The 12,905-nt window shown below is 60.3% G+C and carries 13 protein-coding genes and 1 pseudogene; 6 read left to right on the top strand and 8 right to left on the bottom strand.

The window, feature by feature from the left end; all coding sequences use genetic code 11:
- Positions 1 to 12 precede the first annotated feature (12 nt).
- Positions 13 to 1,167, top strand: coding sequence for a DmpA family aminopeptidase (locus NG900_RS06160; protein WP_252677977.1), 1,155 nt, complete (start codon positions 13 to 15; stop codon positions 1,165 to 1,167).
- A gap of 46 nt (positions 1,168 to 1,213) precedes the next feature.
- The gene (locus NG900_RS06155) at positions 1,214 to 2,416 is read left to right on the top strand and encodes an MFS transporter (protein ID WP_252677975.1); all 1,203 of its coding nucleotides are present in this window, start codon (positions 1,214 to 1,216) and stop codon (positions 2,414 to 2,416) included.
- A 9-nt stretch (positions 2,417 to 2,425) separates the two neighbouring features.
- On the opposite strand, the gene NG900_RS06150 is transcribed toward NG900_RS06155, so the two are convergent.
- From NG900_RS06150 to bktB, 4 genes are all read right to left on the bottom strand, one after another.
- A complete protein-coding gene (locus NG900_RS06150) occupies positions 2,426 to 2,902 on the bottom strand; it encodes an RrF2 family transcriptional regulator (protein WP_252677974.1) in 477 nt (158 codons plus the stop codon).
- 100 nt (positions 2,903 to 3,002) lie between these two features.
- Complete coding sequence (locus NG900_RS06145) at positions 3,003 to 3,782, bottom strand: enoyl-CoA hydratase-related protein (protein ID WP_252677972.1); 780 nt, start codon at positions 3,780 to 3,782, stop codon at positions 3,003 to 3,005.
- A gap of 24 nt (positions 3,783 to 3,806) precedes the next feature.
- Positions 3,807 to 4,532 carry an NAD(P)H-dependent oxidoreductase gene (locus NG900_RS06140; protein WP_252677970.1) on the bottom strand — a complete coding sequence of 242 codons (726 nt, stop codon included), beginning with the start codon at positions 4,530 to 4,532 and terminating at the stop codon, positions 3,807 to 3,809.
- 34 nt (positions 4,533 to 4,566) lie between these two features.
- Positions 4,567 to 5,748, bottom strand: a complete 1,182-nt coding sequence (gene bktB, locus NG900_RS06135) for a beta-ketothiolase BktB (protein ID WP_252677968.1) — start codon at positions 5,746 to 5,748, stop codon at positions 4,567 to 4,569.
- Positions 5,749 to 6,085: 337 nt separating this feature from the next.
- On the opposite strand from bktB, the pseudogene NG900_RS06130 reads away from it, so the two are divergent.
- Positions 6,086 to 6,316, top strand: a pseudogene (locus tag NG900_RS06130) (transposase); the annotation flags it as partial.
- A 5-nt stretch (positions 6,317 to 6,321) separates the two neighbouring features.
- A complete protein-coding gene (locus NG900_RS06125; RefSeq protein ID WP_252678464.1) occupies positions 6,322 to 7,026 on the top strand; it encodes a DDE-type integrase/transposase/recombinase in 705 nt (234 codons plus the stop codon).
- Between the two features lie 822 nt (positions 7,027 to 7,848).
- Here NG900_RS06125 and NG900_RS06120 read toward each other — a convergent pair.
- Positions 7,849 to 8,271: a hypothetical protein gene (locus tag NG900_RS06120; RefSeq protein ID WP_252677966.1), complete on the bottom strand. Its 423-nt coding sequence runs from the start codon at positions 8,269 to 8,271 to the stop codon at positions 7,849 to 7,851.
- A gap of 83 nt (positions 8,272 to 8,354) precedes the next feature.
- Between NG900_RS06120 and NG900_RS06115 the strand changes: the two genes are divergently transcribed.
- Positions 8,355 to 8,591 (top strand): helix-turn-helix domain-containing protein, encoded by a 237-nt coding sequence (locus tag NG900_RS06115; protein ID WP_252677958.1) that lies wholly within the window; start codon positions 8,355 to 8,357, stop codon positions 8,589 to 8,591.
- A gap of 454 nt (positions 8,592 to 9,045) precedes the next feature.
- On the opposite strand, the gene proC is transcribed toward NG900_RS06115, so the two are convergent.
- Together proC and NG900_RS06105 are read right to left on the bottom strand one after the other, a co-directional pair.
- A complete protein-coding gene (gene proC, locus NG900_RS06110) occupies positions 9,046 to 9,870 on the bottom strand; it encodes a pyrroline-5-carboxylate reductase (RefSeq protein WP_252677956.1) in 825 nt (274 codons plus the stop codon).
- Positions 9,871 to 9,891: 21 nt separating this feature from the next.
- On the bottom strand, positions 9,892 to 11,070 hold the full coding sequence (locus NG900_RS06105; protein WP_252677947.1) for an alpha-hydroxy acid oxidase: 1,179 nt from the start codon (positions 11,068 to 11,070) through the stop codon (positions 9,892 to 9,894).
- 73 nt (positions 11,071 to 11,143) lie between these two features.
- Between NG900_RS06105 and NG900_RS06100 the strand changes: the two genes are divergently transcribed.
- Positions 11,144 to 11,971 carry an IclR family transcriptional regulator gene (locus NG900_RS06100; protein WP_252677945.1) on the top strand — a complete coding sequence of 276 codons (828 nt, stop codon included), beginning with the start codon at positions 11,144 to 11,146 and terminating at the stop codon, positions 11,969 to 11,971.
- 3 nt (positions 11,972 to 11,974) lie between these two features.
- Here the strand turns inward: NG900_RS06100 and dapA are convergent, their stop codons facing one another.
- Complete coding sequence (gene dapA / locus NG900_RS06095; protein WP_252677937.1) at positions 11,975 to 12,880, bottom strand: 4-hydroxy-tetrahydrodipicolinate synthase; 906 nt, start codon at positions 12,878 to 12,880, stop codon at positions 11,975 to 11,977.
- Positions 12,881 to 12,905: the final 25 nt, after the last annotated feature.

Below are 12,905 nucleotides of genomic sequence, written 5' to 3'. Positions count from 1 at the left end.
CTGGAGCCCCCGATGTCTTTGATCCCGCCCGCCAAACTACGCGGCCGTCAGCTTGGTCTGCCCTTTGTCGGACAAACCGGGCCCAACAATGCCATCACCGATGTTTCCGGTGTCGAGGTGGGCTATTTCACGCGCATTGACGAGCCCCCTCACGCCGAACATGGGACAGGTCCCGCTCGAACAGGTGTCACCACCATCTTTCCGTGCGGGCGCGCACATCCGGATCGCAGCGTCTGGGCCGGGCAATTTTCATTGAACGGCAATGGCGAGATGACCGGCAGCCATTGGATTCATGACGCGGGCTATTTCGCCGGCCCGATCGCGCTCACGAATTCGCACAGCGTTGGAATGGTCCACCATGGCGTCACGCGGTGGATGATCCGAAATGTCCCCAACATGCGAGAGCACCACCATTGGTACCTCCCGGTCGTGGCAGAAACCTACGACGGGCTGACCAACGACATCACCGCACAGCACATCACCGAGGCAGACGTCCTGGCTGCGCTGGACTCCGCCAAAGGCGGTGCCGTTGCAGAAGGCAATGTCGGCGGCGGAACAGGCATGCAGTGCTACGAATTCAAGGGAGGCACGGGAACATCTTCCCGCCGTGTTGTCGTAGACACGCAGGCATACAACGTTGGCGTGCTCGTGCAAGCCAACTTCGGAATACGGGAGGAGCTCTCGGTGCTGGGCGTGCCGGTCGGGCGCTTCTGGCCTGAAGACGCCATCCTGACCCAGGCAGGTCAGACGGAAACCGGCTCGGTCATCGTCATCATCGCCACTGATGCACCGCTGCACCCGGTGCAACTGCAGCGCCTGGCCAAGCGGGGCGCGTTGGGCATCGGGCGAACGGGCACGACAGGCGGCGTGAACTCCGGCGACATCATGCTGGCCTTCACCACCCATGACAGCCGGCTCTGGAACCCGGCGGAACTGGTTCACGGCAGTCACGTCAAGACCGTCAGTTACCTCGAGGACAACCTCGTTGACGAAATCAGTCGAGCGGCTGCGCACGCCACCGAAGAGGCCGTCATCAATGCCATGTTGGCGGCACAGGCCATGTCCTGCATCAAACCGGAGGGTCTCACGCTGCGGGCCATCGATCCGAATCGCCTGATCCACATGCTGGAGCGCTACCGCCCGCTATCGGGGCTCGTGGACGGTTAGTTCTGCGCGTCATGTCACCGCACGCAGTTTCCTAATTCAGTGACCGATGATCAACGAAATGAATGACGTCGAAACGCAGGAAGGCACATCCGCCAGACAGGCTGGCCGAAGCACGCAGGTCGCTGCGATCATCGCGGCATGCGCTAGCAGCGCAGTGTTTCTCGGGCTACCTGTCGTGATTGGACAACTCGCCCAGTTGCGTGGACTGACACCCGATCAGTTAGGTGAAGTGGCGTCTGCCGAGACACTCGGTGTCGCCCTCACGGCGACGTTCGGATCCTGGTTCATCCGCCGATTCAAACCGAAGCAATTGATGGTGGTTGGACTGCAGTGCCTGCTCGTGTTGCAGCTTCTCAGTGCAACCGCCTGGAGCTATCCGGCATTCATCCTGCTACGGGTCGGAGCCAGCCTTGCTTCGGGCGTGGTGTTGCCCGCGTCCATCGCTGTGCTCTCCCGCGCATCGAACCCGGAACGATCGTTCTCCTGGTTGGTGAGTTGCCAGATTGCGTTGAGCGCGATCGAGTTGTTCACGTTCGGGCCGATCGCCAACGTGCTCGGCATGGGAGGCATTTACGGAGCGTTGGTGCTCCTTTGTGTGCTGGCGTTGATGTTCTTGGCTCCCACAACCATGCCGGCGCTTCTGGAAGACGGTAGTGCATCGACACAAGGCCGCATTTCACCGGTGATCTGGGTCATGGTGGGCGCCGTCTTTCTGTTCTTTTGCTCGATCGGCGCCTATTGGGCCTTCATCGAGCGTGCGGGCGCACAGGCCGGAATGTCACCAGACGAGGTTGGTGGATGGCTTGCAGCCTCGAATGTCGCCGCATTGGCCGGTTCCGTTTCCGCGCCCTGGTTCTGTCGCAGGTTCGGAGAGCGTGCCGTCCTTCTTCTCGGTTCAGTACTGGTCGCCCTGGTACCGGTTGGCTTGCTATTGGGCGCTAGCGGTCGGCTGGGTTATCTGATCGATCTGTGCCTGTTCGTCGTCCTTTGGAACCTTCTGATGATCGTTCAGATGGCGTTGCTTGGACGGTGGGACCCGACTGGGCGGGCGGTCAGCATGACTCCGGCTGCGCAAGGGTTGGGCCTGGCACTCGCACCCCTCGGGGCCGGGGCGGTTGCCGCGCGATACGGTTTCATTGCTGCGGTAGCAAGCTCGAGCTGCTTTGCACTGGCGTCTCTGATCGCCACCTGGTCCGCGCTCAGGCGCCGAGCGAACGAGAGCGCTATGCAACAGCACTCCCTTTCGTGACAGTACGACTCAAGCAGGTTGCTTCGCCTTCCCTCTGGCCCGTTGCTGCTTTGCTTCGGCGCGCGCCATGGTCTCTTCGTCCCAGGGAACGAAGACCTCCGAAAGCTTGACTGTCCGCAGCTTCTGCCTTGCCTGCGTCTCGATGCTTTGTCGGAGGCCAGTCAGGACATCATGCACGCTGCAGTGGTCGGCCCATTTGGAAAACGGGTTATCGACAGAGAAGAAAGGCAGATCCGTTTCACCCACGGCATCGTAGATGTCCAGGAGCGTAATATCACTCGCTTTGCGTGCCAGCTTGACGCCACCGGCACCGCCGCGCGTTGCATCCAGCAAGCCAGCCTTGACGAGCTGCGCAACAATCTGTCGTGCTCGGGCCGCATGGGTATCCACCCATTTTGCAATGGTGGCGGTCGCGAGCATGCGCGGTTGGTGTGCACCAACGAACGACATGATGTAGCAGGCGGTAACGAACTTGGTGGATTTCACTGATGTCCCTTGTCTTTGAAGCCGCTTCGTCCAGCACCATGCAGATGCGGGGCCAAAGCGCATTCACCAGTGTAATGCACGTCATCCTGCCGATTTGCCGTCAGGGCCTCGCAGCCTTTCCGAGGAACTTGGCGAACGCCTGCGCGGCCGCTGGTCCTACGACGGCATGCCTGAATGCGTCCTGCTCAGCGGCAAACTGATGCGAGACAACCCGGGATAACCCGTCGGACATCAATCGCTTCGTCGCTCGAACAATGCCAGGCGGGAGCGACGCCAGCTTTTGCGCGCATGACTGCGCGGCACCGAGCAGCTCTTCTGCCGGGACAACCTGATTAACGAGTCCCAGGCCGCAAGCCTGTTCTGCGGTCACTCTCGTTCCCAAAAGAAGCATCTCGGCCGCTCGCTGCCGTCCGGCCAGCAGAGGCAGCAACACAGTCGATGCCCCCTCCGGGGTCAAACCGAGGCTGGTGAACGGCAGGGCGAAGACCGAGCGGTCGGAAGCAAAGACCAGATCGCAATGCAGCAGCATCGTTGTGCCGATCCCGATGGCGGGGCCATCTACGGCCGCCACGACAGGCTTGTCCAATTCCATCAGCGCTCGGAAGAATTCCCATACAGGCGCGTCGGCATGAACGGGAGGCTTGGCGACAAAGTCTGTGATGTCGTTTCCGGCGCAGAAGGTGCCAGGTTGCCCGTGCACAAGGACAACGTCGATATCGTCACGAACCGCTGCGCCACGAAGTGCGGCAGCAAACGACGCGTACATCTCGCCAGTCATCGCGTTCTTGCGTGCCGGACGATTGATGACGATATTCAGGATCTGGGCGTCAGCCGTGACAACAATGTGTTCCGACGCTTCGGCTTGGATGACTTCGAGCATGTGAACCAGCGGACGTCTCGTCTGTCACGCACCGGCCAGCGCGGCCGGCTTCGGGTAGAGAAGCTCATCGAAACTGTCGAGCGACGGCATCGCGAGCGTGGCCCGGTCATCCAGCCCGGCAATGGCTGACTTGAATTCCTCCATCACTTCCGTGCGTTGCTCGGGCGTGATGTACGGAACGTGATAGCCGAAGAACGGCTCATAAACCTCATAGCCAACGTAGCCCAAGGTGGCGCGCAGCAGATGCGACAACAGCAGATCAATACGCCCATGCACCGCGTCTTCACCAAACATGTGAGGACGGCCACCCAGCGTTGTGGTCACCCAGGCCTTCTTGCCACGCAATCCGCCCCTGTCGTAGAAACGCATGCCGCCGTAAAACGGCCCCGAAAGGAAGACGCGGTCGATCCACCCTTTGAGGATCGCCGGCACCGAGAACCAGAAGATCGGGAAGTTCAGCACCAGCAGATCGGCCCACTGAACGTTCTCGACCTCCCGACGAATGTCGTCGGGCAGCGTGCCGTTGGCGTAGGCCACGCGCTGCTCCTTTGCATACACGAGGTAATCTTCTTCGCGGTCGGGAAAGTCCGCCGCGCTTGCCACGGGGTTGAACCCCTGTGCGTATAGATCCGACACCCTGACCTCGTAGCCCAGCGCCCTGAACTGCTGCTCCGCTTCAGCCTTCATCGACGCAGTGAATGAGCGGGGCTCGGGGTGGGCGTGGACAATAAGCACGCGTTTTGCTGCCATGATTCGTTTCCTCTATGCGGGGGATTGCAAGCTCTCAACAGGCTTCGAAAATGGCGGCGATGCCCTGACCGCCACCAATACACATCGTCACTAGGCCGTACTTGCCTTTGATGCGCTGAAGTTCATGCAGCAGCTTTGTGACCAAGATCGCGCCGGTCGCGCCGATCGGGTGTCCCAGTGCGATTGCACCGCCGTTCGGGTTCACGCGTTCGGGGTCTAGGCCGAGTTCCTTTGTCACAGCGCACGCTTGCGCGGCGAACGCCTCATTACTTTCGATGACGTCGATGTCATGTGCGCTCAAGCCTGCGCGCTTCAGCGCCTTCTGGACTGCTGATATCGGCCCAATTCCCATGACAGCTGGATCGACACCGACGTTGGCATACGCAACGAGACGCCCCAACGGCCCGGCGTTCGATGACTTGGCAACCTGTTCATTCGCCAGCACGATCGCAGCAGCCCCGTCATTGATCGAGGAGGAATTCCCCGCCGTGACGCTGCCTTGCTCTCTCTTGAATGCCGGGCGCAGTTGCGCCAGCCCTTCGGCATTCACGTCGGCACGCACATGCTCGTCGATCGCGAACTCGCGGCGCTCGCGACCCACCTTGATTTCCACCGGCAGGATCTGACCAGAGAAACGCCCTTCCTGCGCCGCATGGGCGGCCTTGCGATGGCTCTCTGCTGCGAATTCGTCTTGCTGCGCACGAGAGATCTGGTACCGCTCGGCAACGTTCTCTGCGGTGATCCCCATGTGTCCATTTCCGAACGGGTCGGTCAACGCGCCGACCATCATGTCCAGCAAGGCGGCATCGCCCATCCGCTGTCCCCAACGCACCGATGGGGAGGAAAAGAGCGCGCGGCTCATCGACTCGGCACCGCCTCCCACGGAGACATCAACGTCTCCGCGCGCAACATACTCAGATGCTGTCAGCACCGCCTGCAGCCCGCTGCCGCACAGGCGGTTCAGCGTCAGCGCAGCCGTATGTTGGCCGAGGCCCGCTTCGAGTGCTGCGACGCGTGAGAGGTACATGTCGCGCGGCTCAGTGTGGATCACGTTACCCAATACCACATGGCCAACCTGCTCGGCAGCAACGCCAGACCGCTCCACCGCCGCTTTGATCACGCTAGCAGCAAGGTGCGATGGTGGTTGGTCCTTCAGACTGCCACCGTAGTCACCAATGGCCGTACGAACCGCCGCCAACACGTACACGTCACTCATCAGAATCTCCAGTTCATGCGCTACGCGCACGCAATACACAGCATGTTGTTTGTTATTGTTATCGTAACATTCACTTGAATATAGAGACTTGTGCGGGCTAGGTCAACCCCGCCGGTAAGAGACGGAGCCCCCCTGTCGTTGGTGGACTACGGGTCAAAGCAGCCCCGTAAGATGCCCTATGAGTAATAGCGTGCCGGGCACCCGCGAAAGTTCAGAGTTACGTGAACCAAAACGCGGATAGTTCAAAGTTAAGTGAACCAAGAGTTCAGAGTTGACCGAGCAACTCCGCCGCGAAGGCTCATAAATCGCGACCTACCGGTTCAGAGTTGAGTGAATCTCGACAGTAGCGCAGGCCAGCCGAGCCTACGATCTGTCGCCCTCCGAGGTTGAGGGCTGGGTGGACGACGCCAAGCGCGGCATGGAGAACGCACTGCGAGCCAACCCGCTGGACCTGAAGGAGCAGTACGAGCGGCAGATCAAGGACCTGCAGGAAGCGTACGGCGAAGCCATGCTGGAGCTGCGCGCCAGAAAAAAATTGCAGTCCCTGCTGGGCGAGGACGACAAGTGATCGAGATGATCCGCCAGGGACTGCAGGCCGACGGCATCACCGTCTCGATCTCGAAGCTGTGCCGTTGGTTCGAAGTGCCACGGCGCACCGTGTATTACCGGCCGGTGAAGTCGGAGCCGAAGGTTCAAGCCCGGTTCGCAGAGCCGATCAAGGCGATGATTGAGGAGTCGCCATCGTTCGGGTACCGCACGGTGGCGCATCTGCTGGGGTTCAACAAGAACACGGTACAGCGCATCTTTCAGCTTATGGGGTGGCAGGTTCGCAGACGCCCGATTGGCTTCCGCCCGCGAGTTCAAGCTCTGCCATCAGTGGCCACCGCACCGAATGAGCGCTGGTCGACTGACATGTGCCGCGTCTGGGCCGGTCGCGACGGTTGGGCGACTCTGGCGCTGGTGATCGACTGCCACACGCGGGAGTTGCTGGGTTGGCATCTGTCGCGCAGCGGCCGCGCCAGCACGGCGTCGAGCGCGCTGGAGCATGCGCTGATTCGCCACTTCGATGAGGCGCAGCTTGGCGATGATTTGTTCGGGGGTAAAACTCTTGCGAGGCATGTTCGATTGCTCCTTGCCGGGATTGAATTCTCTCTTTCAACCTGGGTTCGAAACAACCGGTCACGTCATCGCTTATATTCGATCGTCGATCTCTGGCGGTTGGAAGTGCGACAACTCCCACGGTGCCCGGCCTTGCCACTTACGGTAGATTCCCGCTAGTCGCTCTCGGCGGTAGCCCTCGAAGTCATACTGGTACATGCAACCGCGCCAATCCTCACCCTCAATTACAGGGCACTGCCCTAAGCGCATCCACGCGCGGAATTCCGCACGAAATGGCTGAGGAATATCGCACAGGCGGACATAATGGGTCTTGTCAGAGCTCAATCGCGCAATGTCCAAATTGCGTAGGATCTCCAAATCCGCCTGCATGAAGCGCTCTCCTGCGTATGTCTCGGCGCCATCAATCGGATGAGCGACTCCGGCGACGTGGACGTCTATTCCTCTGGCACAACGCGGTGATGGGATTTGGAGAGAGGAGCCGAGGTATGGCGAGGCACGCGAGGAGACGCCGACACTGAAGGTAGCCCCGCCAGGATCTCCGCAGCCGTTCTGGGCAAACCGATACGAGCGCACATTGCGATGAGCTGGCTCACCCCCAGAATGACAAATGGCTCACCATTCTGCGTTATCACCTCGATCGACCCTGTCCGGACTCGCTGGAGCACAGATGAATAACGTGTTCGGAACGTTGATATCGGTGTGCCAACGGTGTCCACTCGAGGAGCGCCTAGGCGCGAGGCTAACAGTTGAACAGACTCTTCAAATTGGCACAGTCTGCGAGCCGTGGCCTCGCGATTGATTACTACTTGCTTACTCGTCATGGCGACCTCCGATTACAAGCTGACTGTCCAGAGATAACGCCAAATCCGCTGCAGCGTACGATCCAGATACGTACTCAAGCGCAACTTCCCCGTCGGGGGCGCACTCCTTAGTAGGACCAGTTCGCTGCGCAAACGACGAACACTACCTTAGACGGTCCGCCTACCATGCTGCCCACACCATGACCCAACCAGAGTCATCCGGTTCGGGTTGTTCAATGCCGCAAAGGTGCGTTGTTCCATCTTGGGACATGAAAGCGAACCATGTTGCCCCACCGACCGTGTAGCGAAAAAGCGCGACGACCGACGGAAGCTGGCAGTTCTGGCCCAGCTCATCTGTGCAATTTAACCAGTACACACGATGCCCGGCGCTGCCCAGCCGATCCAATACCTCGAGCAACTCGGTTGCGGACGCGCACAATTGCATCCGCATCTTGATTTCGGTACCTAAAAAGTCAGTGCCGCGATCGACGAGAAAACAGGTGGACTCGGTCGAAATCCCTACGTAGCGCCATGCCTGGAATCGTTGTACAGAACGCTTCCGACCCGGAGAATGCTCTTCAAAACCATATTCCGTAAGCAACATGTGGCCGAACACTCGCCTCTATCGGATCAATTTGCCAATCATAGTATGTAGAATCATAGTCTGCAACGACGGACATTTGCGAGATGCCCGTCGCTCCTCAGGAATGCCGCCTCGTCGCTATATTTGCCGCCAACGTTCGACGGCGGCGGCTTGAGCTCGGACTGTCCCAAGAGGAGCTCGCCGAAACCGCCGGCGTCCATCGAACCTACGTAGGTATGCTCGAACGCGCAGAGAAAAATGTGACGATATACAACATCGAGCGGCTCGCCCTAGCCCTGCGAGTTGAAGCGGCCACTCTGCTGCAAGAGCACAGATCGTAGTCCTGGACGCCATATGTGCTTGAAGAAATCAATAAAGCTCCCGGCCCAATAGCAGACGGGTCAAGGGGAGTACAGCCGCCCGTTGTTGGACAATCAGGTACGTTGGCTCAGACCTAAGTCTTGGCCGAAAACCTATAACCCTCTGAAACAACGACATTAGAAACGCTTTCGGGAGAGCGACGCCCGTGGTCATCCAATGCCGCTTTCTTTGACGACGCGTCGTCAGCCCCGTCAAGACGCACATGGAGCGATGTTGCGGTAGCTACCAGCAAGCCTTTCGTTTTGGGCTGATTTTTCCTAGCGCCTCAAGTGCGCCTTGATTTTGCGCACAGGTTCACTTCCATATGGCCGTCCCGACACGGCGGCGGCCGCAGTTGCTCTACAAAGAAAGTCAGCGCATTTCGGCCCGAGTGGTTTCGTGGCGCCGTTTGCGGAGAGCTCTTTGCTAGCATATTTACTTCCGCGCACTGCCCACGCCCAGTTCGTCGCCAAGCTCGATTGAGCGCTGATTCGCGGCTAACGCCCCGCGAATGATCGCCGCCCTGACGCCCGACGCTTCGAACGAAGACAAGGCCGCTGCTGTTGTGCCACCCTTCGAGGTGACACGGTCCCTCAATACCGCGACAGACTCAGACGATGCGGCAGCGAGTTCAGCGGCACCAGAAAATGTCGCAATCGCGAGTGCCTGTCCTTGTGCCTCGGAGAGGCCCAGCGCCTGGGCTGCCTCTTGCAGGCATTCGATGAAATAGAAAACGTATGCCGGACCGCTGCCCGATATCGCGGTGACAGCATTCAGCATCGCCTCATCATCAAACCAGACGACCGTCCCGACGGATTCCAGCAGCTTTGACGCCGTGGAGCGTTCTTTCTCACCCATCTCGGCCGAGGCGAATGCACCTGTCGCGCCCTTGCCGATTAGCGCGGGAGTATTGGGCATCGCCCGCACGATTTGCGTGTATCCCCCAAGCCATTGACAGAGATCGGTCAAGCGAACGCCCGCGGCTACGCTAATGATCAGTTGGCTCCTGAGCTCCGAGGCTAGGCGATGGCACACGTCTTTCAACATCTGCGGCTTCACAGCCAGAACGATCACGTCGTACGTTGCGATGCGAGCATCAACCCCGTCGCAAGCATCGATGCCAAATGCCGTCACACAGCGTTCTCGCGCGGCATCGTTGGGGTCCACGGCAAGAACGTGGCGTGGATCGATGCCCTGCCCGATCACTCCACCGATCAGAGCAGCAGCCATGTTTCCCGCGCCAACAAAGGCAATCTTCATAAGCAGTCCTGATGTCGAGTACTAGGCCACACGCGAGTTGACCGCCGATGGCGCGAGAAGATGCTGCGCTGAAACGACGTGGGCAGCTTCCAGCTTCCCGACCTCGGCGCACCCAAGAAGCTGCATCGTCGTGCGCATTTCCGCTTGCAGTATCCGAAGCACGTCGCTGGCGCCGGATTGGCCGCTCGCGGCCACCCCATACAGGGGCGCCCTGCCGAGCAACGTCCCCGTCGCCCCTAAAGCGACCGCCTTCACCACGTCGCTTCCGCGACGAACACCGCCATCGATAAACACCTTCAGCTTGCCGGCAACCGCTGCGCAAACCGCCGGCAACAGTTCCAGCGAAGCCAATGTGCTTGCCAGTTGCCGGCCACCGTGATTCGACAGCACGACCCCATCCACGCCACTTTGCGCGGCGAGCATCGCATCGTCGACGGATTGAATGCCTTTGACGATCAACTGCCCATGCCAATGCTCGCGCAGCCATGCGATATCCCGCCAGGCCAGCGTGAGGTCCATCTGGCGACTCAACAAGGCAGCATGGCGATTCAGGTCGGCCTTTTCGCCAACGCTTTTTGCGATGTTCTTCAGTTCGGGCGCACCGAATCGCAACACCTGGTAAGTCCAGTGCGGATGGCGCAGACAATCCGCAAGCAGCCGACGCGACATCCGCAGCGGGAGTTTGAATCCGTTGCGGATGTCGTGGTCGCGATTGCCGTGGACGGGCGTGTCGACCGTCAGCACGAGCGTGGAGTAACCGGCCGTGCGCGCCCTGCGCATCATGTCTTCCGCGATGCGGCGGTCCTGCTGCACATACAACTGCAACCAGAGATCTCCGTCTGGCGCCGCGGCACGCGCGTCTTCCAGCAACGACGTCGACGCCGTGGATAGTACAAACGGCAAGCCAGCCTCTGCTGCCGCACGCGCGATCAATTCATCGGCCTGTGGCCAAAACAGGCCATTCAATCCGGTTGGGCCAACAATCATGGGCGCGGCCATCTCGCGCCCCCAAACCGACGTCGCGGTCGAGCAACGCGATACGTCGTTCAGCACCCTTGGTCGAAACAGCAGGCGGGAATACGCATCCCGATTGCGCCGCAATGCGTCGCCGTCCTCCGCGCCGCCCTCCAGATAGTCAAAAGCGATGCGCGGCAAACGACGCCTTGCCGCCACCCTGTAATCCTCCACGCAGGACAACATATGACCTCGCAAACTTACGCGCGATCATGTTAATTGCAATACAATTAACATGATCATTTAGCGATAAAAAAATATGCCCAAGCCCAGCGTTTCCCCTCCGAAGGCCGGCCACTCGCCCGAGTCGGAGCGCTCACCACTCTTCATTGGCTCCACGGAAAAAACGTTCCGGGTACTCCATGCATTCGATGGCCCGAGCCGGCACATGGCCATGGTCGACATCGCGCGCGCTGCCGGTCTCGATCGCAGTGCAACGCAGCGCGTCGTCTATACGCTGGAGGCACTGGGCTACCTGTATCGAGTACCAGAGACACGCAACTATGGCCTCACCTCCAAGGTCCTGCAGTTTTCCTACAACTACATCCGCGCCAACGAACTGATCGACAAGGCCTCGCCCTACCTGCTCGATATCAGCCGCCAGCTTGGCGAGACCACCAACCTCCAGGAACTGGATGGTCATGAGATCGTGTTCGTCGCCCGCTTCCCCGGGCGCCATCTCGTCAACATCGACATCGTGGTCGGTGCGCGCCTGCCCGCCATGTTCACGGCATCCGGCATTGCGATCCTGTCGCGCCTACCGGAAGAGCGCGTCAAGGAGATCCTGGCGCAAACGCCGCTCGACCCGATGACGCACTTCACCGAAATCAACCCCAAGAAGCTGCTGGAGCGCATCCGCGTTGCCGCGCGCCGGGGCTATGCCATGGTCGAGAACGAGACGGTGCTGGGCGATATTTCGATTGCGGCACCGATCACCGACCACGGCGGCACGGCTGTCGCTGCGATCAACATCTCTGTGCCGACGACCCGGTGGTCGCTGGAGCGCGTTGAAGCCGAACTGGCCAAGCACGTGCAGGTTGCCGCGACTTCGATTTCGAAGTCGCGTCTGTCGACCTTCCGACGGTAAGCGTTACGCGCTTTTCTCGAACACGGCGAGCAGTCGCTCCAGCTCGCCGCGCAGACGCTGCGCCAGCGCCGGATCCGGCTGAACCAGAGGCGCCAGCATCTCCGGCGCATTGACCCCAATCAGGTCCATCACGGATTTCATCGGCCCGGGGTTCGTCTCGGCAAAGGCCAGGTTCATGAGCGGGATCAGTTGCCGGTGAAGCGCGAGCGCTTCCTGCACCCTGCCCTCTACCGCCAGTTGATAAAGCGTTCGCCACGCGGTCGGCAACAATGTCGCGGTTACGACAATGCCGCCACGGGCACCCGCCGCGAGATGTACGGGGAACAAGGTGTCTTCGCCGCTCAACACCGCAAACGAATCATCGACACCGGCCACCGTACGCAGGAAATGCCACATGTCCGTGTTGCACGCCTTCATCCCGATGATGCGTTCGTGGCGCGACAGCTCATGGAGAATTTCGGGCGCGATGGAGATCCGTGTGCGATACGGAATCTCGTAGATCAGGATTGGCAGCGGCGACTCATCCGCATAGCGCAGGTAATAGTCTCGAATGCCGGTCTGGGTCGGGTTCGTGTAGTACGGCGTCAGCACCAGCAGGCCATCCGCGCCGGCCGCCGCGAAATCCTTGGCCGCCTGCATGGCGTCGTGGTAGCCGGGGTCGAGCACGCCGGCAATGACCGGAATCCGACCCGCGGCCTCTTGGACCGTGACCTCCGCCATGCGAACGCGCTCCGCGCGCGACAGCGCACCGTACTCACCCGTGCCACCAAGCGGCACCACGCCATCGACGCCCTGCTTGAGCAGGTAGCGCATCAAGTCGCGTGCGGCCTCGACATTGATCGTGTCGTCGGAGTTCACCGGCGTGGGAATGGCGGGCAAGATGCCGCGCAGTTTCTGAGATGTCAGCATACGGATGGCGAATCTGTCGGTTGGA

This window comes from Ralstonia soli (genome assembly GCF_023955655.1).
GTDB classification, from domain to species: domain Bacteria; phylum Pseudomonadota; class Gammaproteobacteria; order Burkholderiales; family Burkholderiaceae; genus Ralstonia; species Ralstonia soli.
Note: the sequence above shows the minus strand (reverse complement) of the source record. Positions and strands in the feature narration are given on the sequence as shown.

Excerpts from the sequence above, each read along its gene's own strand:
- NG900_RS06100 (WP_252677945.1), top strand. The coding sequence starts at position 11,144 with ATGCCCAAGCCCAGCGTTTCCCCTCCGAAGGCCGGCCACTCGCCCGAG.
- NG900_RS06125 (WP_252678464.1), top strand. The coding sequence starts at position 6,322 with ATGATCCGCCAGGGACTGCAGGCCGACGGCATCACCGTCTCGATCTCG.
- NG900_RS06145 (WP_252677972.1), bottom strand. The coding sequence starts at position 3,782 with ATGCTCGAAGTCATCCAAGCCGAAGCGTCGGAACACATTGTTGTCACG.
- dapA (WP_252677937.1), bottom strand. The coding sequence starts at position 12,880 with ATGCTGACATCTCAGAAACTGCGCGGCATCTTGCCCGCCATTCCCACG.
- bktB (WP_252677968.1), bottom strand. The coding sequence starts at position 5,748 with ATGAGTGACGTGTACGTGTTGGCGGCGGTTCGTACGGCCATTGGTGAC.
- proC (WP_252677956.1), bottom strand. The coding sequence starts at position 9,870 with ATGAAGATTGCCTTTGTTGGCGCGGGAAACATGGCTGCTGCTCTGATC.
- NG900_RS06160 (WP_252677977.1), top strand. The coding sequence starts at position 13 with ATGTCTTTGATCCCGCCCGCCAAACTACGCGGCCGTCAGCTTGGTCTG.
- NG900_RS06140 (WP_252677970.1), bottom strand. The coding sequence starts at position 4,532 with ATGGCAGCAAAACGCGTGCTTATTGTCCACGCCCACCCCGAGCCCCGC.
- NG900_RS06105 (WP_252677947.1), bottom strand. The coding sequence starts at position 11,070 with ATGTTGTCCTGCGTGGAGGATTACAGGGTGGCGGCAAGGCGTCGTTTG.
- NG900_RS06155 (WP_252677975.1), top strand. The coding sequence starts at position 1,214 with ATGATCAACGAAATGAATGACGTCGAAACGCAGGAAGGCACATCCGCC.
- NG900_RS06115 (WP_252677958.1), top strand. The coding sequence starts at position 8,355 with ATGCCCGTCGCTCCTCAGGAATGCCGCCTCGTCGCTATATTTGCCGCC.
- NG900_RS06120 (WP_252677966.1), bottom strand. The coding sequence starts at position 8,271 with ATGTTGCTTACGGAATATGGTTTTGAAGAGCATTCTCCGGGTCGGAAG.